Raw genomic sequence first — 25271 nt, 5'->3', positions numbered from 1 at the left:
GCATGCAATATAGTCCAGTGGTGACCAATAACGGGCGAGAGGGGTCTGAGTTGCATACAACGGTGCTCGAAGTTGGTCCGCGCGACGGCCTCCAGAACGAGCCCCGCGCGCTCTCGCCCGAGGACAGGATCGCGTTCATCACCCGCTGCGTCGACGCGGGGCTGAAGCGCATCGAGGCCGTGTCGTTCGTCAACCCCAAGCGCGTCCCGCAGATGGCGGGCGCCGAGGAGGTCATGGCGGGCGTCCCGCGCCGCGCCGGCGTCTCCTACAGCGGCCTGGTCCTCAACCGGCGCGGCCTCGACCGGGCCCTGGCGGCCGGGGTGGACGAGGTCAACGTCGTCGTGGTCGCGTCCGACACGTTCTGCGTGCGGAACCAGGGCTGCACCACCGCCGAGGCCCTGGACGCCTGGGACGAGATCGCCGCCGAGGCGGCCGCCGCGGGCGTCCCCGCCGGGATGACGATCGCCGTCGCGTTCGGCTGCCCGTTCGAGGGGGAGACGCCGCCGGAGCGCGTCGCCGAGATCGCCCGCCGCGCGCACGCGGCCGGCGCGTTCGAGATCGCCCTCGCCGACACCATCGGCGTCGGCATCCCCGCGCAGGTCCGCGACCTGACCCGGCGCGCCCGCGCGGCCGCGCCCGGCACGCCCCTGCGCTTCCACTTCCACAACACCCGCAACACCGGTTACGCCAACGCCCTGACCGCCGTCGACGAGGGCGTCACCGTCCTGGACGCCAGCACGGGCGGCTTCGGCGGCTGCCCCTTCGCCCCCGCCGCCACCGGCAACATCGCGACCGAGGACCTCCTGTACGCCCTGCACCGCGGCGGCGTCGAGACCGGCGTGGACATGGAGTCCGTGGCCGCCACCGGAACCTGGCTCGGCGGACTCCTCGGCACCCCGCCCCCGGCGCTCCTCGGCCGCGCCGGTCCGTTCTGACCTCGGCCATGTTGTCGGAGGCGGGTGCCAGGATGGGGGAATGACGGAACGGCCCTGCCTGCTCCTCCTGGACGGCCACTCGCTGGCCTACCGGGCCTTCTACGCGCTGCCCGTGGAGAACTTCAGCACGAGCACGGGCCAGCCGACCAACGTCGTGTACGGCTTCGCGAACATGCTGGCCAACGCCCTGCGCGACGAGCGGCCGACGCACGTGGCGGTGGCGTTCGACGTCTCGCGGCAGACGTTCCGCACCGAGGCGTTCCCGGATTACAAGGCCAACCGGGCGCGGTCGCCGGAGGAGTTCCACAGCCAGCTCGGCGTCCTCGACCGGCTGCTCGCGGCGATGAGCGTGCCCGCCGTGCGGGTGCCCGGGTACGAGGCCGACGACGTGATCGCCACGCTCGCGACGCGCGCTGCGGCGGCCGGCCACCGGGTGCTGATCATCACAGGCGACCGGGACGTCCTCCAGCTGGTCGGGCCCGACGTCACCGCGCTGTACTTCTACCGGACGGCGGCGGAGATGATCCGCTACACGCCCGAGCTCGTCCAGGAGAAGTACGGGCTCACGCCGGGCCAGTACCCCGACTTCGCCGCGCTGCGCGGCGACCCGTCCGACAACCTGCCCGGCATCCCCGGCATCGGGGAGAAGACGGCCGCCAAATGGATCCGCGAGTACGGTACCCTCGCCGCGCTGCTGGAGCGCATGGACGAGGTGAAGGGCAAGGCCGGGGAGAAGCTGCGGGCCGCGGCCGACACGGTGCGGACCAACCGGCGGCTGACCGAGCTGGTCCGCGACCTCGACCTCCCCGTCGACCTGGACGGGCTGCGGCGCCGGCCGTACGACCTGCCCGCGTTCACCGCGCTGCTGGACGAGCTGGAGTTCCGCAACGCCAGCATCCGGCAGCGGCTGTTCGCGGCCGATCCCGGCGGCGGTGAGGAGCCCGCCGAGCGGGCCGAGCCGCTGAAGGGCCGCGAGCTGGCGCCGGGGGAGCTGCCGGAGTGGTTCCGCACGCGGGCGGGCGGCGGGCCGATCGGGCTGGCCGCCGAGCAGACGTGGATCCGGGGCGAGGGCGGGATCACCGGGATCGCGCTGGCCACCGGCGACGGCTACGCGGCCTGGTTCGACCCCGCCCGGATGACCGCCGCGGACGAGCGCGCCTTCGCCGGCTGGCTCGCCGACCCCGCCCGTCCCAAGGCGATGCACGACGTCAAGTCGCTGCTGCGGGTCTTCGGCCCGCGCGGCTGGGCCCCGGCGGGCGTCACCGCCGACACGGCCGTCGCCGCCTACCTGCTGCTGCCGGGCCTGGCCGCGTACGGCATCGCCGACCTGGCGGCCCGCCACCTGGGCCGCCGGCCGGCCGCCGAGGGCCCCGCCGGGCTGATGCTCCAGGCGCGCGCCGTGCTGGAGCTGGCCGGCCGGTTCACCGCCGAGCTCCGCGACACCGGCATGGACCGCGTCATGACCGAGGTCGAGCTGCCGCTGGCCGGCCTGCTCGCCCGGATGGAACGCGCCGGGATCTTCGCGGACGCGGCGGCGCTGCGCGCCCTGGAGGACCGGTTCGCCACCGCGATGGAACGCGCGGCCGGCGAGGCCGCCCGCATCGCGGGCCGCCCGTTCAACCCGGGCTCGACCAAGCAGCTCCAGGAGGTCCTGTTCGGCGAGCTGGGGCTGCCCAGGACCAAGAAGATCAAGTCGGGCCACTCGACCGACGTGGACGCGCTGACCTGGCTGGCCACCCAGACCGACAACGGGATGCCGCAGGTCCTGCTGCACCACCGCGACCAGTCCCGGCTGCGGATGACGGTGGCCGGGCTGATCCGCGAGATCGGCGCGGACGCCCGGATCCACACCACCTTCCAGCAGACCGTCGCCGCCACCGGCCGGCTGACCTCGACCGAGCCCAACCTGCAGGTCATCCCGATCCGCACGGAGGAGGGCCGCGACATCCGCCGGGCCTTCCTGCCGGGCGAGGGCTACGAGGCCCTCATGACCGCCGACTACCGCCAGCTCGAACTGCGCGTCATGGCGCATCTGTCCCGGGACCCGTTCCTCCTGGAGGCGTTCGCGTCCGGCGAGGACCTGCACACCACGATGGCCGCGCGCGTCTTCGGCGTCGACCCCGGCGGCGTCACCGCCGGGATGCGGCGCCGGATCAAGGCGATGTCGTACGGCCTCGCGTACGGCCTGTCGGCGTTCGGCCTGGCGAAACAGCTCGGCATCGCGGTGGCCGAGGCCCGCCCGCTGATGGACGCCTACTTCGAGCGCTTCGGCGGCGTCCGCGACTTCCTGGAGCGCGCCGTCGAGGAGGCCCGCCGCACCGGCTACACCCGGACGATCCTCGGCCGCCGCCGCTACCTGCCGCACCTTTCCAGCGACAACCGGCAGCGCCGCGAGACCGCCGAGCGGATGGCGCTCAACGCCCCGATCCAGGGCTCGGCCGCCGACATCGTCAAGATCGCCATGCTGCGGGTGGACGAGGCCATCGCGGCGGCCGGCCTCCGCAGCAGGCTCCTGCTCCAGGTCCACGACGAGTTCGTCCTGGAAGTGGCCCCCGGCGAACGGCCCGCCCTGGAGGACGCCGTCCGCACCGGCATGACCGGCGCCTACCCACTGAGCGTCCCCCTGGAAATCGCCCTAGGCACCGGCACCAACTGGAACACCGCCACCCACTGACCCCCACCGCCCAAGAGCACACCAACTCTCTGAGGGTCCCCGACGGCGCCCCGATTGGATGCGGGGCGGTTGACGGTGTGCCCCCGGTGGTGTGCGGACGCGATGCCTCGGCCGACGCTGCGCCGATCGGCGGTGCGGCCACTTGGCTGTGGGCCGATCGGCGGTGCGTCTGCCGATGGGGTGCGGGTCAGGGCGTGGTGCCACAGGCTTTTGGGCGATCGCTCGGGTGGGCGGTGGTGCTGGTGCCGCTTTCCGTGGACCAGGTCAGCGGCTGTCGCGTTTTCCTTGGCGGCGGGCGCCGACGGCTCGGGTCGATGCGTGCTGTTTGGCGAGGACCGGCTGTTTCGGTGTGCGGTCGAGGCGCTGCGACTGCATCGGGACGACGGCCTCCTCGGGTGCTTCCTCGGGGCCGGCGCTCCGGCCGGCGCGCGCCGCCTGGATCCGCTCGGCCTTGAGGGCGGCGGCGCTGCGCCGGGCGGCGGCGGCCAGGTAGCGGCTGACCCGTGCGAGGGCGTCCTCGAAGACCTCCGCCTTCTGGGCGTTCCGGCGGTTCTTGGGCCGTGCGGTGCCGCGCCCGCCGTACTCCGCGACCCGCTCGGAGGCCTCCCGCCGGTAGAGCTTGATGTGCTTGTTGCGGGCCCGCCGGATCCGGGCGTGCAGCTCCAGCAGATCGTCCTCCTCCATGCCCTCGAGCCGGTCCCGCTCCGTCTCCCGGACCAGGTCCTTCTCGCCCTCGGTCATCGAGTTGAGCAGCGCCTTCACGCCGGTCCCCTTTCTGATGGCGGACGCGTGGCGGGGGGCATCGTTGATCCTTTGGTCCTGCCCGGGGGCCGTCCGGATTACACCCGCCGGGGACCTAGTCGCTCCCTCCGCCGCCGCCGCTGTCGTAGCCGCCTCCGCCGTACCGGTGCGAGGGGGCGCCGTGCGTCGGGTCGCTTCCGGTCCACCTGCCCCGGGGGAGGTCGACGGGCTTCGGGTCGGGGATCTCGAAGGTCCGGCGGATCGTGGTGTCCTCGATCCCCGCCGTGCCGGTGGCCGCCACCCGGCGCAGGAGGTCGGACGCCGAACGCTCGCGCTCGGCGAGCCGCTCCCGCGCCGCGCGGGCCGTCCGGACCCGCCGGCGCTGCCACAGGGAGGCGAGCCGTGAGCCGGGCAGGAGCCCCTCGGCGCGCAGCCGCCGCCCGATCTCCCGGACCGCCGCGGACCCCGCGATCTCCTTCAGCGCGGCGCCCAGCAGCGCGCCCTTCCCCGGTACGGCCTCGAACGCGGCCGTCTCCACGGCGTCGCGGGGCTCGCGCCGGACGACGCTGAGCCGGTGCCGGGCCGCCCAGATCCGCAGCCGGCCGTCCCGGTGCAGGGCCAGCAGCGCCACCATGGCCACGCGAGCCGGGCCACCGCACAGGTAGGCGATCTCGTAGTGGTCCAGTTCCCCGTCGTCACGCATCGAGCACCTCCCGGTGGAGCGGCGGACGCCCCTTGATCGTTCAATATGTCAGCGGGCCCCGGGAGGGGAAGGGTCAGCCGACCCGATCCCCGGGCCTGGCAGCATCCGGCCAGGCGGCGGGCGCGCGGCGGGCCAGCCGGCCGTCGTCCATGGAGAAGACGGCGCGGGCGCCGCCCAGATGGCCGAGGTCGTGGGTGACCATGACGGTCGCCAGGCCGTGCTCGGCCGTCAGGTCCGCCAGCAGCGCCACGATCCGCGCGCCGCGCTCGTGGTCCAGGGCGCTGGTGGGCTCGTCGACCAGCAGGATCTCCGGCCCGTTCATGAGGGCGCGGGCGATGTTCACCCGCTGCCGCTCGCCGCCCGACAGCCGGTGGGGGCGCCTGTGCTCCTTGCCGGACAGGCCGACCGCGTCCAGCAGTTCCCGCGCCCGCGGTACGGCCTTGCGCGGCGACCGGCCCGACAGGTGCGCCATGACGAGGAGCTGGTCGAGCGCGGTGAGGGAGGCGGGGAGGTTGGGCTGCTGGAAGACGATGCCGAGATGGTCGCGGCGCAGCCGGGAGCGTTCGGCGGGCGACAGCCCGGTGACCTCGCGGCCGGCGATCCGCACCTCGCCGGAGTCCGGCGCGATGAGGGTGGCGGCCACCGCGAGCAGGCTGGACTTGCCCGACCCGGACGGGCCGGTCACGGCGGCCAGCTCCCCGGCGCCGACGGCCAGGGACACGCGGTCGAGCGCGGTCAGCGTCCGCTCGCCGTCGGGGTAGGTCAGCACGATGTCGGTGAGGGACAGGCTCATCGCGAGGCTCCCAGCGCGGTCAGCGGATCGACGGAGGTGATCTTGCGCACGGCCAGCGCGGCGCCCGCCGCGCCCAGCGCGATCATGATCAGGACGGGCACGGCGGTGGTCCCCGCCGACAGCACGAACGGGACGGCGTCCCCGGCGAGCAGGCCCGCCGCCGCGCCCAGCGCGCCGCCGAGCCCGGCTCCGGCCAGCAGCACGATCACGGCCTGCGCCAGCGCGTCCCGCAGCAGGTAGCCGGTGCCGGCGCCGAGCGCCTTGAGCACGGCGACGTCGGCGCGGCGCTGGATCGTCCAGACGGTGAAGAACGCGCCGATGACCAGCGCCGAGATCGCGAACAGGAAGCCGCGCATCAGCTGCAGCGAGCCGTTCTCCGAGGAGTACGAGGGGACCGCCGCGGGCGCGTCGCCGCGGTCCACCGTGGCCGTGCCGAGCCGGGCGTCCGCCGCGGCGACCGCGCCGTCCCCGGCGCCGCCGGTCAGCGCCAGGACGGTGGCCGCGGTGTCCGGCCGCGCCTGCGCGCCCACCGCCCGCCAGTCGGCGATGGAGATCCAGGCCACGGGCGCGTGGCTGTACGAGGCGTCCGCGCCGGTCCCGGCCACGGTGAAGGCCCGCCCGGCGATCCGTACCTGCTCTCCGGCCCGTAGTCCCGTCTCCGCCGCCAGCCCGGCGGACAGCACGATCCGCCCGTCGGCGACCGCACTCCCCGTCCCTTCCGCGCCGCGGGCCAGCGCGCCGCCGGGCTGGACGCCGAACATCGCGGCCGCCGCGCCCGGATCGTCCCCGCCGCGGTCCAGCCGGCCCATCGTGATCCCGAGCGGCTCGGCGCCCGCGCCGGGGACCGCCTCCCAGCCCCGCAGCGCCGCGCCGGTGATCCGGCTGTCGGCGAACGACGGCTCGGCGCCGCCGGCGAAGACGATCCGGCCGGCCGGCAGCCCGGTGACCGCCGAGACGTTGTCCCCGGCGAGTCCGGCGGTCAGCCCGGACAGCATGGTCACCAGCAGCGTGATGAGCATGACGACCGAGCCCATCAGGGCGAACCGCCCCCGGGCGAAGCGCAGGTCCCTCAGCGCCACGAACATCGTGCCCCCTTGAACGAAGATGCGGACCGTCCCAGCGTGCGGCCGGGGCGGCGCAGCGCGCATCGTGCGGGAGATCCCCCGGGGCCCCTTCTTTGGAAGGGGCGGAATCAAACTTTCGATCGATGCCGGCCGGGGAACCCGGTCGCTTACGCTGTGTGACGATGAGTGATGATCCGTTCTCGCCGGCGGTGCGCCTGCTCGGCTGGGCCGTGCACGGCTCGTTCGCCGTGCTGCTGGCGATCGCGGTGGCCCAGGTCGCCGGGCAGGGCCGGGCGGCCGTGGCCGCGGGCGGCGCCGTCCTCGGCGTGCTCTACCTCCTCGGCGTCGGGTACGAGCGGCGCGACCCGCGCCTGCGCGGTACGGGCACCCCGGCCCGGCACGCGCTGGAGTGGTCCTGGCTGGGCGGGCTGGCGGTGCTGTGGGGCGCGCTGGCGTTCGCCGCGCCGGAGATGGTGTGGATCGCCTTCCCGCTCTTCTTCGTCTGCCACTACCTGCTGCCGCTGCGCGCGGCCGTCCCGGCCGTCGCGGTGCTGACCCTCACGGCGATCGCGGCCTCGGCCCGGCACACCGATCCGTTCACGCCCGCGCAGGTGATCGGCCCCAGCATCGGCGCCGCGGTGGCCACCCTGATGGCGCTGGCGTACCGGGCGCTGCACCGCGAGAGCGAGCGGCGCCGGATGCTCATCGACGACCTGGTCGGCACCCGGGAGAAGCTCGTCCGGGCCGAGCGCGAGGCCGCGGCGCTCGCCGAGCGGGAACGGCTCGCCCGGGAGATCCACGACACCCTCGCGCAGGGCATGTCGAGCATCATCCTGCTGCTCCGCGCCGCCCGCCGCGACCTGCGCACGGACGGCGACGCCGCGGCGGCGCGGCTGGTCGAGGCCGAGCGGGCGGCCGCGGAGAACCTGGAGGAGGCGCGCCACTTCGTCCGCGCGCTCACCGCGCCCGCGCTCCAGGACGCGCCACTGACCGAGGCGCTGCGCCGTATCGTCCGGGCGGCCTCGGCCCGCACATCCACGCGGGTGCGCTTCGAGGTCTCCGGCACCCCGTCCCCGCTGCCCGCCGAGCACGAGCTGGCGCTCCTCCGCATCGCGCAGGGCGCCCTGGGCAACACCGCCCGGCACGCCGCCGCCGAGAACGCCGGGGTCACGCTGACCTACCTGGACGGCGCCGTCATCCTCGACGTCGTGGACGACGGCACGGGCTTCGACCCGTCCCGCACGCAGGGGACCGGCGACGGCACCGGCTACGGCCTGCGCGCCATGCGCGACCGTGCGGAGGCCCTGGGCGGCACCCTCACCGTGGAGTCGGCCCCCGGCGACGGCACCGCCATCGCCGCGACCCTCCCCCTACCCACCCGCACAGAGCCCCCGCAGACCACCCCCCAACCGAACACAGCACAAGCGAACGCCGCCCAACCGGACGCGACCCCACCGGAGGCCGCGCAGCCGGAGGCGGCTCAACCAGGCGCGGCCCAGCCGGACGCGGCCCAGCCGGGCGCGGCGCAACCGGGCGCGGCCCAGCCGGAGGCGGCGCAACCGGACGCGACCCACCCGGACGCGACCCACCCGGAGGCTGCGCAGCCGGAGGTGGCTCAATCGGGCGCGGCTCAACCAGGCGCGGCCCAGCCGGGCACGGCCCCACCGGAGGTCGCGCAACCGGGCGCGGCTCAGCCGGACGCGACCCAACCGGAGGCTGCGCAACCGGGGGCGGCCCAGCCGGGCGTGGTGCAGCCGGGCGTGGTGCAGCCGGAGGCGGCGCGAGCGGGCGCTGTGGAGCCGGACTCCGGGCGGCCTGGCGCGGGGGTGCGGGGTGGGCGTGGAAGGGCCGGGCGGTGATGGGGGACGGTGGGGTGATCCGGATTCTGCTGGTCGACGACCATCCGGTGGTGCGGTCGGGGCTGCGGGCGATGCTGCTGGACCAGCCGGACTTCGAGCTGGTGGGGGAGGCCGCCACCGGGGAGGAGGGGGTGGAGCGGGCCCGCGGGCTGCGGCCGGACGTGGTGCTGATGGACCTCCAGCTCGGGGCCGGGATCCACGGCGCCGAGGCGACCCGGCGGATCCTGGCGGAGCCGGGCCCGCCGCGCGTCCTGGTGCTGACGACGTTCGACACCGACGCCGACATCGTCGCGGCGATCGACGCGGGCGCCACCGGCTACCTGCTCAAGGACGCGCCGCCGAACGAGCTGCACGCCGCGATCCGGGCGGCGGACGCCGGCGCCAGCGCGCTCGCGCCGAGCGTGGCGTCCCGGCTGCTCGGGCGGATGCGGCCGCGGGCGGCGACGCTGACCGCCCGGGAGCTGGAGGTGCTGCGGCTGGTGGCCGAGGGCATGTCGAACCGGCAGATCAGCAAGCGGCTGTTCCTGAGCGAGACCACGGTGAAGACGCATCTGGTGCACATCTACGCCAAGCTGGAGGTGGACTCCCGGACGGCCGCCGTCGCGGCGGCGGGGCGCCGCGGGCTGATCCGCCCGCCGTGAGCCACGTTACTTACCATGTGGTAGAAAATGGTGGTGAACGAGATGATCGCGCCCGCCCTCGTGCCCCTGCCCCAGCTGGTCACGGCGGACGGAGACCCCGGATCCCCGCTCGGACTGCCGTCCGCCCTCCGCGTCGCGGTGCCGTCCGAAGAGCTGCGCGGGCTGGGCACGGCCGTCGCCGACCTGCTCGCGAAGCTGCACGGGATCGAGCCCGCCGTCCAGATCGGCGGCGCGGGCGACCTGACGCTGGTCCGGTCGGCCGGGCCGGTGGACGGCGTCGAGAGCGTCCAGGGGATCGACCCCCTTGCCCGCTCCGACGGCGACGCCCGCGAACGCTACGAGCTTTCGGTGGGGGACCGCGGCGCGGTCGTGACCGCGTGCGCGCCGGAGGGCCTCTTCCGCGGCGCGACCACGTTCGCGCAGCTCCTCCAGGCGGACGCGGCGGGCGGGATCACCGTCCCCCGCGTACGGATCGCGGACGGGCCGGCGCTGGCCTGGCGCGGCCTGTCGCTGGATGTCGTCCGCCGCTTCTTCACGGTCGCGCAGGTGAAGAAGGTCATCGACCTGCTGGCGCTGTACAAGTTCAACGTCCTGCACCTGCACCTGTCCGACAGCCAGGCGTGGCGCCTGCGGATCGACGCCTGGCCGCGCCTCACCGACCCTGCGCACTGGCCCGCCGGCGAGCTGACGGCCGGGGAGGACGGCCTCCCGTACTACACGCAGGACGACTACCGAGAGATCGTCGCCTACGCGGCGGCCCGATACGTCACGGTCGTCCCGGAGCTCGACATGCCGGGGCACGTCCTCGCGGCCGTGCGCGCCTACCCCGAGCTGCAAGGCGGCAAGGAGACTCCGCACAGGTTGCTGGCCTACCTCGACCCCGAGGCCGAGGCCGCCCAGCGGTTCGTCCGCGAGGTGCTCGCCGAGGTCGCCGCCCTCACGCCCGGCCCGTACCTGCACATCGGCGGCGACGAGGCGTTCGGCATGCCGGACGAGCTGTACGCGGCGTTCACGGCCCGCGCGCTGGAGATCGCGCGCGGCACCGGCAAGAAGGTGGTGGGCTGGCAGGAGACCGCCCGGTCCGGGGCGCTGGCCCCGGCGGACGTGGCGCAGGCGTGGATCGGGGCGGGGGACGAGTTCGACCTGGCGGCCGCCCGCGAGCGCACGCCCGCGGAGTACCACGGGCTGCTGGAGAGCATGGCGGCGGCGTTCGCCCAGGCGGAGCGGGACGTCCCGGCGGCGGTCGCGGCGGGCGTCCCGGTGCTTGCCTCGCCCAGCAGCTTCCTGTACCTGGACCGCCGCTACGCCGAGGACTCGCTGCACCCCGGCCAGAACGAGCGGCGCACCACGGTCGGGCACGACTCGTACCCGGTGCGCACCTGCCGCGAGCTGTTCGCCTGGCGGCCGGGCGAGCTGCCGGAGATCCCCGCGGGCGCGCGGATCGCCGGGGTCGAGGCCGCGCTCTGGTGCGAGTCGGTCGGGGACTTCGACGATCTGGCGTTCCTGCTGCTGCCCCGGCTTGCGGGCATCGCCGAGAAGGCGTGGACGCCGCCCGCGACGGAGTGGGACGACCACCGCGCCCGGGTGGCGCGCCACCCGGGCTGGTGGGAGCGGCTCGGCCTGGACGGCTACTACCGTTCCGCCGAGGTCTTCGGCTAGGGGCCGCGGCGGTCAGCGGGCGCGCTCGAACGCCTCCCGGCGCGCCCGCTGCCCGGCGACGTCGGCCACGGGCGCGGCCAGCAGCAGGCTCCGCGTGTACGGGTGGCGCGGGTCCGCCGTGACCTCGGCCGCCTCGCCCGTCTCCACGATCTCGCCGCGGTCGATCACCGCCACCCGGTGGCTGACGAACCGGACCACGGCCAGGTCGTGCGAGACGAACAGGTACGCGACGCCGGTCTGCTCCTGGAGTTCCAGCAGCAGGTCGAGGACGGCCTGCTGGGTGGTCAGGTCGAGGGCCGAGACGGGCTCGTCGCACACGATCAGCCTCGGCCCGATCGCGAGCGCGCGGGCGATGGCCACCCGCTGCCGCTGGCCGCCGGAGAACTCCCGCGGCAGCCGGCCGGCGGCGTCGGCCGGCAGCCGCACCCGGTCGAGCAGGTCCGCGACCCGGCGGCGCGCGTCCGCCTTGCCGCGGCCCTGGGCCAGCAGCGGTTCGGCGAGCGTGTCGCCGATGGTCCGGGACGGGTTCAGCGAGGTGTACGGGTCCTGGAACACGACCTGCACGTCGCGGCTCAGCTCCCGGCGCCGGCGGCGGGTCGCACGCTCGACGCGCTCGCCCGCGAACGTGATGGTGCCGGACCGGACCGGCACCAGCCCGAGGACGGCCCGCCCGATCGTCGTCTTGCCCGACCCGGACGCGCCGACCAAGCCGAGCGTCTCGCCCGGGCGGACGCCCAGCGACACGCCGCGCAGCACGTCGACGCGCGGCGCGCGCCACCCCTTGCCGGGGAAGGAGACCCGCAGGTCCTCGACGGTCAGCAGCTCCTCGTTCACGCCTTCCTGGTTCACGCCTTCCTCGTTCACGCCTTCTCCTTCGTCCCGGCCCGCTCCCCGGACCGGTCGCGGTCGCCGGCCGCGGGCCGCCAGGCCGCGCGGGCGGGCGCGCCGTCCAGCACGGCGTCGAGCAGGCGCCGCGTGTACGGTTCGCGTGGTTCGCTCAGGATCCGCTCGGCCGGGCCGGTCTCGACGATGCGGCCGTCGTGCATCACGGCCACGCTGTCGCACAGGTCCGCGACGACGCCCAAGTTGTGGGTGACCAGCAGGACGCCCAGGCCGCGCTCCTTCTGCAGGCGGCGCAGCAGCCCGAGCACCTCGGCCTGCACCATGACGTCCAGCGCCGTCGTCGGCTCGTCGGCGATCAGCAGCTCGGGATCGCAGGACATCGCCCCCGCGATCAGCACCCGCTGCGCCATGCCGCCGGAGATCTCGTGCGGATACGACCGGAACGTCCGCTCCGGGTCGGCGATCTCCACCATCCGCAGCAGGTCGAGCGCGCGCCGCTTCGCCTCGGCCCTGGAGATCCCGAGCTTGTGCCGCATCGGCTCCACCAGCTGGCTCCCGACGGTGAACGACGGGTCCAGGTTCGTCATCGGCTCCTGCGGGACGTACGCGACGACGTTCCCGCGCAGCGCCCGGTGCTCGCGCTCCGGCAGCCCGACGACCTCCCGGCCGCCGATCGTGACGCTGCCGCCGCCGACGTACCCGCCCTCGGGCAGGATCCCGAGGATCGAGAACGCGGTCTGCGTCTTGCCGGAGCCGGACTCGCCGACCAGCCCGACGATCTCCCCTTCGCGCACGTCGAGGTCCACGCCGCGCACGACCTCCTTGGTCCCGCCCGGCACGGTGTACGAGACCGACAGCCCGCGCACCGACAGCAGCCCCGCGCGCCCTTCCGCGCCGGCGGCTCCGGCCGGGGCGGCGGCGGGCGCCTTCGGGCGGGTGCGGCGGGACGGCTCGCGCCCGCGGTCCTCCAGCGCGTCGCGCAGCGCACCGGCCAGCAGGACCAGCGACGCGTTGGTGAGCCCGAGCGCGAGCCCCGGCCACAGGATCGTCAGCGGGGCGCGCTGCATGTTCTGGAACGCCTCGTTCAGCATCGCGCCCCAGGTCGGGGTGTCGCCGCTGCCGATGCCGAGGAACTCCAGCCCGGCCTGCAGCCCGATGGCCAGGCCCGCGATCAGCGCGGTCTGGATGATGATCGGCGCGCGCACCACGACCAGCACGTGCCGCGCCACGATCCGGGCGTCGGTCAGGCCGGACACCCGCGCGGCGTCCACGTACAGCTCGTTGCGGACGCCGGACACGATCCCGCGCACCAGCCGGAAGAAGCCGGGCGCGATCAGGACGCCGAGGACGACCATCAGCACCCACACGGTGGGGCCGAGGATGGCGCGGGAGGCGAGCAGCACCACCATCGCCGGCAGCGCCATGACGAGGTTGACGACCCAGCTCGCCGCGGCGTCCAGCCGGCCGCCGCGGTAGCCGGCCAGCAGCCCGGCCGGGACGCCGATCGACAGCGCGACCAGCAGCGCGATGGCCGCGCCGCCGAGGGTGTTGCGGCCGCCGTGCAGCAGCCGCGCCAGCACGTCCCGGCCGGCGGAGTCGAACCCGAGCGGGTGGCCGCCGCTCGGCCCGCCGAACGAGTCGGCCAGGTCGCCGGCGCCGGGATCGTGCGGGCTGATCAGCGGGGCCAGCACGACGGCGGTGACGATGACCGCCAGGACGGCCGCGGAGACCAGGCCGAGCGGGTTGCGCAGGATCCGCCGCAGGGCGTTCACGAGACCCTCGCCTTCGGGTTGAGCCAGCCGATGAGCAGGTCCACCACCAGGTTGATCAGGATCACGCCGAGCACGGTGAACATGACCAGTCCCATGATCACGGGGATGTCGCCGCGGGTGGTGTAGGTGACGGTCATGCTGCCGACGCCGGGCAGCCCGAAGATCTGCTCGACCAGGACGGCGCCGCCGAGCAGCGCGACGAACTGCAGGCCGAGCACGGTCAGCGCGGGCGCGGCCGCGTTCCGCAGCACGTGCCGGAACAGGATCCGGTGCGGCGGCAGCCCGCGCGCCCGCAGCGTGCGGACGTAGTCCTGGCGCAGCACGTCGATCACCGCGCCGCGCACCTGCTGGGACAGGCCCGCGACGGAGACGATCGACAGCGACGCGACCGGCAGCGTGATCGTGGACAGCCAGCCGGGCACCGACTCGGTCAGGCCGATGTAGCCGATGGCCGGGAACCAGCCCAGCCGCACCGCGAACACCAGCACGATGATCAGCGTGACCAGGAAGCCCGGCAGGGCGTACCCGATCACGCCGAGGACCTGCACGAACCGGTCGACCGCGCCGCGCCGCACGCCGGCCCAGACGCCGAGCAGCAGCGACAGCGCGGCGGTGACCAGGGTGACGCCGGCCATCAGGCTGGCCGTGACCGGCAGCCGGGTGGCGATGGCCTGCAGCACGTTCTCGCCGGTGAACCAGGAGGTGCCGAAGTCGCCGCGGACCGCGTGCGCCAGCCAGTCGCCGTACTGGGCGAGGACGGCGCGGTCCAGGCCCAGCTCGGCGTTCTTGGCGTCGACGAGGTCCTGCGGGGCCGACGAGCCGAGGAGCTGGCGGCCCACGTCGGCGTCCGGGATCGACAGCAGCAGGTACGCGAGGAAGGAGATCACGAAGAGCAGCACCGCTCCCGCCGCGATCCTCCGCGTGGCGAAGCCCAGCATCGTCGCGTCCGGCTACTTGGCGGGGGAGTAGTTGTAGATCGACGGCAGGGCCATGCCCTCCTGCGGCGTGATCTTCACCGAGCCGTCCGAGACGTGCAGGTACGACATCCGGTAGAAGGGCACGAACCACGCCTCCTTGACCAGGTGCTCGTTGAGCGCCCGCAGGTCGCCGCGCGCCTGCTCGGCCTCGGCCGCCTGGATCTTCGGCAGCAGGCCCTTGATCCGGTCGTCCATGGTGCCGAACATGTTGAACGTGCCGGGCAGCACCATCTCGCCGATGGTGATCCAGTCCGTGGCGGACTGCCCGTTGTTCATCACCATGCCGGGGTACTGCCGGTCGGTGAAGATCTTCCGGATCGCCGACTGGTCGACGGTTTCCCAGGTGAGCTTGACGCCGATGGCGCCCAGGTCGGCCTGGAGCGAGGAGGCGAGCGCGTCGGGCACGATCGCCGGGATGCGCGGCAGCTTCAGCGTGAAGCCCTTCTCGTGGCCGGCCTGCTTGAGCAGGTCCTTCGCCTTGGCCGGGTCGTGCGCGTAGTAGGTGTCGAGCCGCGGGTCGTACGCCTTGGTCCCGGTGCCGAAGATCTGGTTGGTGGCCTTGCCGCGGCCCTGCCGGATCTTGCTGAGCATGGTGTCGCGGTCGATCGCGTGGTTGAGCGCCTGCCGGACGCGGGCGTCCTTGAGCGCCGGGACGAGCGCGCCGCCGCGGTCGAAGAGCAGGAGGCTCTGCACGTCGAACTCCTGCTTGACCGTCTTCACCCCGGTGGCCTTCTCGATGCTGATCTGCTTGTCGGCGTCCTGCAGCACGGCGGCGTTGATCTGCTTGGTCCGGATGCCGTTGACGATCGCGGTCTCGTTGTTGAAGTAGCTGAACGTGAGCGTCTTGTACGGCAGCTTCGCGCCCCAGTACCCGGGGGCGCTCGTGAACACCCAGCGGGTCCCGATCGCGGTCTGCTTCGCGTCCAGGTCGTACGGGCCGGTGCCGTCCGGCCTGGTCTTCAGCGGGTCGCCCGGCTTGGCGAAGCTCGCGGGGTTGGCCATGAGGCCGGCCGCGTCGCTGAGGTAGAAGAGCATCGCGGGGTTGGGCTTGGACAGCTTCAGCGTCACGTGCGTCGCGTCGGCGACCTCGATCGACTTCACGTCCTGCAGCGTCCTGGCCTGGGAGCCCTTCTTCTTGGCGAAGCGCTCCATGTTGGCCTTGACCGCCTTGGCGTCGAAGGCGGAGCCGTCGTCGAACTTCACGTCGCCGCGCAGCGTGAGCTTCAGTTCGGTGCGGTCGGCGCTGTACTCCCACTTGGTGGCGAGCATCGGGCTGAACGATCCGTCCGGCTCCCGCTTGATGAGCGTGTCGTAGGCGGCCTGGAAGAACGGCATGGCGCTGCCGCCGGCGTCGGCCGGGTCGAGGCTCTGCGGCAGGGTCAGCGTGGCGATCTTGAGCGTGTCCGAGCCGCCGCCCGCGCCGCCGCCGGCGTCCGCGCATCCGGTGAGGGCGGCGGCCGCGGTGGCGCAGGCGGCCGCGAGGGCGGCGCCCTTGGTGATCTTTCGCATGGAGTGGCTCCCTCTGGCACGGCGGGACGGCCGTTTCGACGGAATTCGACGAAGGTGCGGTGAGCATACATGCGAAACTAACCACGTGGTAGGTTTTGCTCGCGGTCGAGGGAAGCCGCAGGCCGTACGGTTGGCGCAGCACCGTCCCGCCCGCCGCAGCCGCCCGTCGCAGAGAGGCCCCGCCCATGACCGAGCAGAACCCGCGCCGCCCGTCCCGCCGCCCTTCCAAGGGCGAGCGGACCCGCGCGAGCATCCTCGACTCGGCGACCGAGCTGTTCTCCAAGTCGGGCTTCCACGCGGTGTCGCTGCGCGACATCGCCGCGCACGCGGGACTGACGCACGCGGGGCTGCTGCACCACTTCCCGGGCAAGGAGGACCTGCTCATCAGGGTGCTCGGGCGCCGCGACCGGGCCGACGCGCGGTACATGTTCGCCCCGGGCATCGAGGACCGCCCCGCGGAGCTGATCGACATCGTCGTCGGGATCGTCTCGCGCAACATGCGCACCCCCGGCCTGGTCGGCCTGTACGTGAAGATCTCCGGCGAGGCGGCCGATCCCGAGCACCCCGCGCACGCGTACTTCGTCGACCGCTACCGGGTGCTGCGCGCCCGGCTCACCGACGCCTTCGCCGCGCTCTTCGCCGCGGCCGACCCGCCGCCCGGCCACGACCCGGCGGTCGTCGCCCGGCAGTTCCTGGCGCTGATGGACGGCCTGCAGACCCAGTGGCTCCTCGACCCGGACGCGATCGACATGCACGCCGACGTGGTGGCCTTCCTCCGCCAGCTCGGCCTCACCATCGAGATCTCGCCGACCCCCCTCGTCCTCTCCGAGACCGACCCCGACCCCGACTCCCCGAGGTGACGCATGACCCCTGAGCCCGCCGACACGCCAGCCGACCCTGCCGCGGACACGTTCGCGGAGAAGCTCACCCTGGAAGAGAAGGCGTCGCTGACCTCCGGCAGGGACACCTGGCACACGACCGGCCTGCCCGGCGCGCTCCGCCCGCTCACCCTCGCCGACGGGCCGCACGGGATCCGCCGGCAGGTCAAGGGCTCGGGCGACGCGCTCGGCCTCACCAACAGCGTCCCCGCCACCTGCTTCCCGCCCGCCGTCACGCTCGGCTCGTCCTGGGACGCCGGGCTCGCCCGCCGGGTGGGGGAGGCGCTCGCGCGCGAGGCGTCGGCGCTCGGCGTCGACGTCGTCCTCGGGCCCGGCGTCAACATCAAGCGCTCCCCGCTGTGCGGCCGCAACTTCGAGTACTTCTCCGAGGACCCGCACCTGACCGCCGTCATGGCCGGCGCCGTCGTCGACGGCGTCCAGTCGCTCGGGATCGGCGCCTGCGTCAAGCACTTCGCGGTCAACAACCAGGAGACCGACCGCATGCGGGTCAGCGCCGACGTGGACGAGGCGACGCTGCGCGAGATCTACCTCGCGGCGTTCGAGCGGATCGTCCGCGAGAGCGCGCCCGCCATGGTCATGTGCTCGTACAACAAGATCAACGGCGTGTACGCGAGCGAGAACCACTGGCTGCTCACCGAGGTGCTGCGCGAGGAGTGGGGCTTCGACGGGGTCGTGGTCTCCGACTGGGGCGCCGTGAACGACCGGGTCGCCGCGCTGGCGGCCGGGCTCGACCTGGAGATGCCGCCGACCCGTACCGACCAGGAGATCGTCGACGCCGTCCGGTCCGGCCGGCTCGCCGAAGGGGCCGTCGACCGCGCCGCCGGGCGCCTGCACGCGCTCGCCGGGCGGCTGGACGGCGCCGGGCGCTTCGAGGACTGGGACGCCGCTGCGCACCACGAGCTCGCCCGCGAGGCGGCGCGCGCCTCGGCCGTCCTGCTGAAGAACGACGGCGGCGTCCTCCCGCTCGACCCGCGGGCGCGGCAGCGGGTCGCCGTCATCGGGGAGCTCGCCGCCACGCCCCGCTACCAGGGGCACGGCAGCTCCCACGTCGTCCCGACCCGGCTCGACTCCGCGTGGGACGCCCTGAACGCCGCGGCCGGCCCCGAGGTGACGCTGACCTTCGCCGCCGGCTACCGGCTGGACGGCGCGGCGGACGCCGGGCTCGCGGGCCGGGCGGCCGAGGTCGCCGGGGCGGCCGACGTCGCGCTGGTGTTCCTCGGCCTGCCCGACGAGGCCGAGTCCGAGGGCTTCGACCGGACCACGCTGGACCTGCCGGCCGTCCAGACCGAGCTGCTGCGCGAGGTCGCGGCGGCCTGCCCTCGGGTGGTGGTCGTGCTGGCCAACGGCGGTGTCGTGGCGGTCTCCGAGTGGCAGGACTCGGCCGCCGCGATCCTGGAGGCGTGGCTGCCCGGCCAGGCCGGCGGCACGGCGATCGCCGACCTGCTGCTGGGCGCGCACAGCCCGTCCGGCCGGCTCACCGAGACGATCCCGGAACGCCTCGCCGACGTCCCCTCGTACCTGCACTTCCCGGGCGCGGACGGTCGCGTCGTGTACGGCGAGGGCCGCTACGTCGGCTACCGCCACCACGACACCCTGGAGACCTCCGTCGCCTACCCGTTCGGGCACGGCCTCACCTACACCCGGTTCGAGTACACCGACCTGGACGTACGGGAGACGGGCCCCAACGCGTGGACGGTCGAGTGCACCGTCACCAACACCGGCGGGCGCGCCGCGGCGGAGGTCGTCCAGCTGTACGTGGCGTTCGACGAGGAGCGGCCCACCCGCCCCCGGCACGAGCTGCGCGGCTTCGCCAAGGCGGAGCTGGAGCCGGGCGCCGGCACGCGCGTGTCGTTCACGCTCACCGGCCGCGACATCGCCCGCTGGTCGGCGGCGAGCGGCGGCTGGCGGATCGACCCGGGCCGCTTCACGGTCGAGGTGGGCGCCTCGTCCCGCGACATCCGGCTGCGCGCCGAGCTGGAGACGCCCGGCGACGGGTACGCCGCGCCACTCGGCCGCATGTCCACCCTCGGCGAGTGGCTCGACCACCCGGTCGGCGGCCGGGTGCTGCTGGAACGGCTCGGGAACGCGCCGGGACTGACGGGCGCCGCCCAGGGTTCGCCGGCGCTGTTCGAGCTGGCCCGCGGCATCCCGCTGGCCAAGTTCAGCACCTTCGGCATCGGCCTGAGCGGCGACGTCGTGGACGAGCTGGTCGCCGAGGTGGCGGGCGGCGCCTAGGACAGCCCGCCGGCCCGGGCGACGCCGCCCAGCCAGCGGGCGCTCGGCTTCACCGTGCGCGCGAACGTCCGGCGGTCCACCGCGACCAGCCCGAAGGTGGGCCGCCAGGACCCCCACTCGTAGTTGTCGAGCAGGGACCAGTGCAGGTAGCCGCGCACGTCGGCGCCGTCGGCCATCGCCGCGTGCAGGCTCTCCAGCGCCCCGGTCGTGTACTCGACGCGCTCGCCGTCGTCCGCGGTCGCGATCCCGTTCTCGGTCACCAGGATCGGCACGCCCGGCACCCGCTCGGCCGTGTGCCGGACGGCGCCGCCGAGCGCCCAGGGGTAGAACTCCCAGCCGGTGAGCGTGCGGCGGGTGCCGTCCGGGACCGGCAGCGCGCCGTCCCGGCCGATCAGGACCCGGGTGTACGCCTGCACGCCGATGAAGTCGTCCTCCGCGGCGATGTCCAGGAACCGGTCCTCGCGCGACCACGCCCACTCGTCGCGCTCGGCCGTCGCGCCGCCGGCGGCCTGGAAGTTCTGGTTGGCGACCGTCCAGCCGGACTTGAGCCCGGCGGCGGCCAGCTCCTCGCGCGCGGCCTGGTGGGCGGCGACCAGAGCGTCCGCCACCTCGCGGTCGGGCGGCGGCATGGCGCCGGCGACGTTCTCCTTGCGCTCGGTGCCCTTGAGCATGTTGGCCATCATCGCGAGCATGTTGGGCTCGTTGATGGTGCAGACCCATTCGACGCCGCCGAGGATGGGCAGGACGGCGCGCACGTAGCGGCGGAACCGGTCGGTCGCCTCCAGCGCGCGCCACCCGCCGGCCTTCTGGAACCACAGCGGGCTGGTGAAGTGGTGCAGCGTCACCACCGGGGTGAGGCCGCGGTCGAGGCAGCCCTCGATCAGCCGGCGGTAGTGCGCCAGCGCGGCCAGCGAGAACTCGCCCTCGACCGGCTCCACCCGGGCCCACTCGATGCTGAAGCGGTACGCGCCGAGCCCGAGGTCGCGCACGATGTCGAGGTCCTCGCGCCAGCGGTGGTAGCCGTCGCAGGCGTCGCCGCTGCGCTCGGGCAGCAGGCCGGGCCGGTTCTCCAGTGCCCAGAAGTCGCTGGCGACGTTGTTGCCCTCGGTCTGGTGGGCGCTGCCCGCCGCCCCCCACAGGAACCCCTCCGGGAACGAGATTCGCACGCTGACTCTCCTTGGCCCTCGCCGTTTTCGATCTGGCGGCCAAAACCTACCACTTGGTAAGATTTGGCTCCCCCGTCGCCCCGTGCGTCCACCCCCCCGGCTCCTGGAGCGCCCCATGCCCGCACGCCCCAAGTCCCGCGCCGCCGCCGCGCTGTCCGTTCCGCTGCTGGCCACGGCCCTGGTCGCGGTCCCCGCCCCGGCGTCCGCCGCGGCCTACTCGGTACGGGAGCTCAGCTTCGGCGTCCGCGTCGGCCCCGGCGGCGACCGGCCCTGCACCGTCGTCGCCGACCTCTACCGGCCCGACACCGCCACCGGCGGGAAGCGGGCGCCGGCCGTGCTCACGACCAACGGGTTCGGAGGCTCCAAGGACGACCTCGCGGGAACGGCCAAGGCGTTCGCCGAGCGCGGGTACGTCGTCCTGGCGTACTCCGGCCTCGGCGCCGGCGGCAGTGGCTGCCGCATCACCCTCGACCATCCGGACCACGACGGCGCCGCCGCCCGCCAGCTCGTCGACTTCCTCGCCGGGACCAGGGCGGCCGCCGACGGGACGCGCCTGGACGCGGTCCGGCTGGACGCGGCCGGCGACCCCCGCGTCGGGATGATCGGCGGCTCGTACGGCGGCGGCGCCCAGTTCGCCGCGGCCGGCGTGGACCCGCGCATCGACGCGCTCGTGCCGATCGACACCTGGAACGACCTGCGCTACTCCCTGGCCCCCAACAACGAGCTGACCGCCGCGGGCGAGCGCACCGCCGAGCCCGGCGCCACCAAGCTGCTGTGGGGGCTCGGCTTCTTCGCCCTCGGCGCCGTCCGCGGCGTGGAGGGCGCCGGGACCGACCCGTCCCGGCTGGCCGGCTGCCCCAACTTCCCGACCGCGCTGTGCGCGGCCGTCGCCGAGAGCCTGGTCCACGGCGTGCCGCGCCCCGCCAGCCTGGACTACCTGCGGGCGGCCTCGGTGGCGTCGTACATGCCGCGGATCAAGGCCCCCGTCCTGCTCGTCCAGGGGCAGAACGACACCCTGTTCAACCTCCAGGAGGCCGCCGCGACGTACCGGGCGCTGGACGCGCAGGGCACCCCGGTCAAGATGATCTGGCACTCGGGCGGGCACAGCGGCGAGAACGCGCCCGGCGACATCGACCTGGAGAAGCCCGCGGCCAACTACGTCGGGAGGCGGGCGCTGGCCTGGTTCGACCGCCACCTCAAGGGCCTGCCCGCCGACACCGGGCCGAGGTTCGCGTACTTCCGCCCCTGGGCGCGGTACGAGGGGAACGCCGCACCCGCGTACAGCAGCGCCGCACCCGAGCCCGTGCGGTTCTACCTGTCCGGGCGGGACCGCCTGGTCTCCGCCAAGTCCAAGGTGACCGCGGGCCGCGCGTCGTACCGCAACCCGCTGGGCTTCTGGCCGACGTCGTTCTCCGAGCTGTCCCTGCTCCAGGGCGCCCTGGACGGCGTGCCGCCCGGCGACGCGCCCGGCACGTTCGCCGGCTGGACGAGCCCGCCGCTGGCCAGGAGCACCGACGTGGTCGGGTCGCCCACCCTGTCGGTCCGGCTCTCCTCGCCCGCCGCCGAGCGCGGCCAGCGCCGCGGCGTGGACGGGCGGCTCGTGCTGTTCGCGAAGCTGTACGACGTCGCGCCGGACGGCTCCGCGACCCTCGCCCACCGGCTGGTGTCCCCGGTCCGCGTCCGCGACGTCCGCGAGCCGCTGAAGGTCCGGCTGCCCGGGATCGTCCACCGCTTCGCCGCCGGCCACCGGCTGCGCGTCGTGATCGCGTCCAGCGACCTGTCGTACCTCGGGAACCGCACCGTCATGCCGGTGACCGTCCACACCGACCCGGACCGGCCCGGCGTCCTGACCGTGCCCGTGGCCTGACCCGGGACGCCCTTTACCGGACCCGGGGCGCCTGTTCCGAGAAGATCGGGAAGGACCCGTTCCGGAGGTGCTCTCGTGGACAGGAACGCGAAGGTCAGGACGGGCGCGGTGGCGCTGGCGGGCACGCTGCTGCTCGCCGGCTGCGCCGGGGACGGCGAGGACGCGGCGCCGGCCGCGCGGCGGGCGGCCACGGTGCCGGCCGGCGGATCGGCGGCCGAGCTGGAGCAGCAGTACGAGAAGATCGTCGACGCCGTGCTGCCGTCCGTGGTCAAGATCGACACGGGCCAGGAGGAGGGCTCGGGCGTCGTCTACGACGGCGGCGGCCACATCGTCACCAACGCGCACGTCGTCGCCGGGGCCGAGGAGATCGAGGTGACCTCCGCCAGCGGCGGCGCGCCCCTGAAGGCGGACCTCGTCGGCGCCTTCGCCGCCGACGACCTGGCCGTGGTCAAGGTCCCGGGCGGCAAGCTGCGCCCCGCCGCGTTCGACGACTCCAGCAAGGCGCGCGTCGGGCAGATCGTGCTGGCGATGGGCAACCCGCTGGGCCTGTCCGGCAGCGTCACCAGCGGGATCGTGTCCGCGCTCAACCGCACCGTGTCGACGCGCGAGCAGGGCGCGTTCCCGGGCTCGACGATCGCCGAGGCCATCCAGACCAGCGCCCCCATCAACCCCGGCAACAGCGGCGGCGCCCTGGTCACCCTGTCCGGCAAGGTGATCGGCGTCCCCACCGCCGCCGCCTCCGACCCGGGCATGGGCGGCGCCGCCGTCGGCATCGGCTTCGCGACGCCGAGCAACACGGTCAGGCGCATCGTCCCGCAGCTCATCGAGAACGGGAAGGTCACCCAGTCCGGCCGGGCCGCGCTCGGCGTGGTGGTACGGACGATCATCGACCCGCAGAGCGGCCGGGAGTCCGCCGTCGCCGTGGCCGAGGTCACCCGCGGCGGCGGCGCCGCCAAGGCCGGGATCCGGGAGGGCGACCTGATCCTGTCGGTGAACGGCACGGCCACGCCCAGCCAGACCGTCCTGTCCACGGTGCTCGCGGGACTCAAGCCCGGCGACACCGTGAAGGTCCAGGTCCAGCGCCCGGACGGCGCCAAGAAGCAGGTGGACGTGACCCTGGGGGAGCTTCCGGACGCCGGCTGAGGTCCCGCGGATTCATCCGGGAATCCAGGGGTAGGCGGCCCGGAGACTCCGTACCCGAATCACGAGGAGGACCCGTGGGCACGCAGGAGACCGGTCAGGTGACCGGAACCAAGGACAAGGACTACAACATCATCTGGTTCGTGGAGGCCTGCCTGAGCAACACGCTCCGGCTGGAGACCTACATCAAGGACGCCGAGCGCGAGGGCGACACCGAGCTGGCCGAGTTCTTCCGCAAGGCGCAGGGCGAGAGCCACAAGGGCGCCGAGCAGGGCAAGCAGCTCCTGAGGAAGCGCCTCGGCTGACCGCTCCGCACGGACGGGCGGTCAGAACGGATAGGTGGGGGCCTGGCCGCGCATGGTGATCCAGCGGGTCTCGGTGAACGCCTCGACGTTCGCCGCGGCACCGCCGAACCGGGAGCCCGTCCCGGACGCGCCGACGCCGCCGAACGGCGAGTTGGCCTCGTCGTTGACGGTCTGGTCGTTGATGTGGACGATCCCGGTCGGGATCCGCCGCGCCAGCGCCAGGCCCTTCATCGCGTCGCGGGTGACGATGCCCAGCGACAGCCCGTACTCGCTGGCCAGCGCCAGCTCCGCGGCCTCGTCGGCGTCGCCGAACCGGGCCACCGGCGCGACCGGCCCGAAGATCTCCTGGGCGAACGCCGGGGTCCGCGGCGTCACCTCCGCCAGCACGGTCGGGGAGTAGAAGAGGCCCTCGAAGCCGCCGCCGGCCGCGAGCGTCGCGCCCTGGCGGGTGCTGTCCTGGACGATCGCGTGGATCTTGTCGCGCTGGCCGGCGTCGATCACCGGGCCGAGCGCGACCTCCGCGGTGGCCGGGTCGCCGACCGGCAGCTTGCCCGCCTTCGCCGCCAGCCGTTCCACGAACTCGTCGTACAGCCGCCGGTGGACGAGATGGCGCCCGGTCGTCATGCAGATCTGCCCCTGGTGGAAGAAGCTGCCCCAGGCGGCGAGGTTGACCGCGGCGTCCAGGTCGGCGTCGTCCAGCACGATCAGCGCCGAGTTGCCGCCCAGCTCCAGGTGCGCCCGCTTGAGGTGGCGCCCGGCCAGCTCGCCCACCTTGCGGCCGGCCTCGGTCGACCCGGTGAACGAGATCACCCGGACCAGCGGGTGCGTCACCAGCGCCGCGCCGGCGTCGGCCCCGCCGGGTAGCACCTGCAGCACGCCCGGCGGCAGTCCCGCCTCCTCGAAGACGCGGGCGAGCACCGCGCCGCCGGTGACGGCGGTGCGCGGGTCCGGCTTGAGGATCACCGCGTTGCCCAGCGCCAGCGCGGGCGCCACCGACCGGATCGCCAGGATGATCGGGACGTTGAACGGCGCGATCACCCCCACCACCCCGGCCGGGACCCGGGTGGCCATCGACAGCCGCGGCTCCTCGCTGGGCAGCAGCTCCCCGTACGGGCGGCCGGGCAGCGCCGCGGCCTCGTGGCACTCCTGCTCGGCGACGTGCAGCGCGAACCCCGCCATGCCGGGGACGGCCCCGACCTCGCGGACGTTCCACCAGGAGATCTCCTCGGCGTGCTCGCTCCACAGCCGGGCGGCGCGGCGCAGCACCGCGGCCCGCTCCGGATGCGGCCGGGCCGCCCAGTCGCGCTGCGCGGCGGCGGCGCTCTCGGCCGCCCGCGCCACGTCGCCCGCGTCGGCGGCGCCGATCCGGCCGAGCGAGCCGCCGGTCGCGGGCTCGACCACCTCGATGCCGCCACCGGAACCCGGCCGCCACGTGCCGCCGATGAAGATCCGGTCCGTCCACTGCGTCGCGTCGAGGAACACCTCTGAG

At 74.4% G+C, this 25271-nt stretch carries 20 protein-coding genes; 10 read left to right on the top strand and 10 right to left on the bottom strand.

Going from position 1 to position 25271, the window contains the following annotated elements; translation table 11 throughout:
• Positions 1–2 precede the first annotated feature (2 nt).
• Together AB0881_RS10130 and polA are read left to right on the top strand one after the other, a co-directional pair.
• The gene (locus AB0881_RS10130; protein WP_366615866.1) at positions 3–935 is read left to right on the top strand and encodes a hydroxymethylglutaryl-CoA lyase; all 933 of its coding nucleotides are present in this window, start codon (positions 3–5) and stop codon (positions 933–935) included.
• A 40-nt stretch (positions 936–975) separates the two neighbouring features.
• Positions 976–3609 (top strand): DNA polymerase I, encoded by a 2634-nt coding sequence (polA, locus tag AB0881_RS10125; protein ID WP_366615864.1) that lies wholly within the window; start codon positions 976–978, stop codon positions 3607–3609.
• A 264-nt stretch (positions 3610–3873) separates the two neighbouring features.
• Here the strand turns inward: polA and AB0881_RS10120 are convergent, their stop codons facing one another.
• The 4 genes from AB0881_RS10120 to AB0881_RS10105 all read right to left on the bottom strand — a co-directional run bounded on the left by AB0881_RS10120 (position 3874) and on the right by AB0881_RS10105 (position 6931).
• Positions 3874–4371, bottom strand: coding sequence for a hypothetical protein (locus AB0881_RS10120; RefSeq protein WP_366615862.1), 498 nt, complete (start codon positions 4369–4371; stop codon positions 3874–3876).
• Between the two features lie 94 nt (positions 4372–4465).
• On the bottom strand, positions 4466–5098 hold the full coding sequence (locus AB0881_RS10115) for a TIGR04222 domain-containing membrane protein (protein ID WP_366615907.1): 633 nt from the start codon (positions 5096–5098) through the stop codon (positions 4466–4468).
• 28 nt (positions 5099–5126) lie between these two features.
• The gene (locus AB0881_RS10110; protein ID WP_366615861.1) at positions 5127–5846 is read right to left on the bottom strand and encodes an ABC transporter ATP-binding protein; all 720 of its coding nucleotides are present in this window, start codon (positions 5844–5846) and stop codon (positions 5127–5129) included.
• Positions 5843–6931, bottom strand: a complete 1089-nt coding sequence (locus AB0881_RS10105; protein ID WP_366615859.1) for an ABC transporter permease — start codon at positions 6929–6931, stop codon at positions 5843–5845. The genes AB0881_RS10110 and AB0881_RS10105 overlap by 4 nt, the downstream gene beginning before the upstream one ends.
• 161 nt (positions 6932–7092) lie before the next feature.
• On the opposite strand from AB0881_RS10105, the gene AB0881_RS10100 reads away from it, so the two are divergent.
• From AB0881_RS10100 to AB0881_RS10090, 3 genes are read left to right on the top strand one after another with little or no spacing between them, the layout of a single operon-like run.
• Entirely contained in the window at positions 7093–8769 is a 1677-nt protein-coding gene (locus AB0881_RS10100) for a histidine kinase (protein WP_366615857.1), read from the top strand.
• Entirely contained in the window at positions 8769–9410 is a 642-nt protein-coding gene (locus tag AB0881_RS10095) for a response regulator transcription factor (RefSeq protein WP_366615906.1), read from the top strand. The genes AB0881_RS10100 and AB0881_RS10095 overlap by 1 nt, the downstream gene beginning before the upstream one ends.
• A 42-nt stretch (positions 9411–9452) precedes the next feature.
• Positions 9453–11069: a family 20 glycosylhydrolase gene (locus AB0881_RS10090; RefSeq protein WP_366615905.1), complete on the top strand. Its 1617-nt coding sequence runs from the start codon at positions 9453–9455 to the stop codon at positions 11067–11069.
• 12 nt (positions 11070–11081) lie between these two features.
• Here AB0881_RS10090 and AB0881_RS10085 read toward each other — a convergent pair whose 3' ends face one another.
• The 4 genes from AB0881_RS10085 to AB0881_RS10070 are packed head-to-tail and all read right to left on the bottom strand — an operon-like array spanning position 11082 to position 16170.
• The gene (locus tag AB0881_RS10085; protein ID WP_366615856.1) at positions 11082–11933 is read right to left on the bottom strand and encodes an ATP-binding cassette domain-containing protein; all 852 of its coding nucleotides are present in this window, start codon (positions 11931–11933) and stop codon (positions 11082–11084) included.
• Entirely contained in the window at positions 11930–13684 is a 1755-nt protein-coding gene (locus AB0881_RS10080) for a dipeptide/oligopeptide/nickel ABC transporter permease/ATP-binding protein (RefSeq protein WP_366615855.1), read from the bottom strand. Before AB0881_RS10080 ends, AB0881_RS10085 begins: the two co-directional genes overlap by 4 nt.
• Complete coding sequence (locus tag AB0881_RS10075; protein WP_366615853.1) at positions 13681–14622, bottom strand: ABC transporter permease; 942 nt, start codon at positions 14620–14622, stop codon at positions 13681–13683. The genes AB0881_RS10080 and AB0881_RS10075 overlap by 4 nt, the downstream gene beginning before the upstream one ends.
• 12 nt (positions 14623–14634) lie before the next feature.
• A complete protein-coding gene (locus AB0881_RS10070; RefSeq protein ID WP_366615852.1) occupies positions 14635–16170 on the bottom strand; it encodes an ABC transporter substrate-binding protein in 1536 nt (511 codons plus the stop codon).
• Between the two features lie 185 nt (positions 16171–16355).
• On the opposite strand from AB0881_RS10070, the gene AB0881_RS10065 reads away from it, so the two are divergent.
• Together AB0881_RS10065 and AB0881_RS10060 are read left to right on the top strand one after the other, a co-directional pair.
• Entirely contained in the window at positions 16356–17030 is a 675-nt protein-coding gene (locus AB0881_RS10065; protein WP_366615850.1) for a helix-turn-helix domain-containing protein, read from the top strand.
• Between the two features lie 3 nt (positions 17031–17033).
• The gene (locus AB0881_RS10060) at positions 17034–19304 is read left to right on the top strand and encodes a glycoside hydrolase family 3 C-terminal domain-containing protein (RefSeq protein WP_366615848.1); all 2271 of its coding nucleotides are present in this window, start codon (positions 17034–17036) and stop codon (positions 19302–19304) included.
• On the opposite strand, the gene AB0881_RS10055 is transcribed toward AB0881_RS10060, so the two are convergent.
• Positions 19301–20470, bottom strand: coding sequence for a family 1 glycosylhydrolase (locus AB0881_RS10055; RefSeq protein ID WP_366615846.1), 1170 nt, complete (start codon positions 20468–20470; stop codon positions 19301–19303). The genes AB0881_RS10060 and AB0881_RS10055 overlap by 4 nt on opposite strands.
• A gap of 115 nt (positions 20471–20585) precedes the next feature.
• Between AB0881_RS10055 and AB0881_RS10050 the strand changes: the two genes are divergently transcribed.
• The 3 genes from AB0881_RS10050 to AB0881_RS10040 all read left to right on the top strand — a co-directional run bounded on the left by AB0881_RS10050 (position 20586) and on the right by AB0881_RS10040 (position 23782).
• Positions 20586–22337, top strand: coding sequence for an alpha/beta fold hydrolase (locus AB0881_RS10050; protein ID WP_366615844.1), 1752 nt, complete (start codon positions 20586–20588; stop codon positions 22335–22337).
• A 75-nt stretch (positions 22338–22412) separates the two neighbouring features.
• Entirely contained in the window at positions 22413–23480 is a 1068-nt protein-coding gene (locus tag AB0881_RS10045; protein ID WP_366615843.1) for a trypsin-like peptidase domain-containing protein, read from the top strand.
• Between the two features lie 74 nt (positions 23481–23554).
• On the top strand, positions 23555–23782 hold the full coding sequence (locus AB0881_RS10040) for a hypothetical protein (protein ID WP_366615842.1): 228 nt from the start codon (positions 23555–23557) through the stop codon (positions 23780–23782).
• A gap of 21 nt (positions 23783–23803) precedes the next feature.
• On the opposite strand, the gene AB0881_RS10035 is transcribed toward AB0881_RS10040, so the two are convergent.
• Positions 23804–25231 (bottom strand): aldehyde dehydrogenase family protein, encoded by a 1428-nt coding sequence (locus AB0881_RS10035; protein ID WP_366615903.1) that lies wholly within the window; start codon positions 25229–25231, stop codon positions 23804–23806.
• Positions 25232–25271: the final 40 nt, after the last annotated feature.

The sequence above is a fragment of the Spirillospora sp. NPDC029432 genome (assembly GCF_040703975.1).
GTDB lineage: Bacteria > Actinomycetota > Actinomycetes > Streptosporangiales > Streptosporangiaceae > Spirillospora.
The sequence above is the reverse complement of the archived record's forward strand: the minus strand, read 5'-3'. Positions and strand labels throughout refer to the sequence as shown.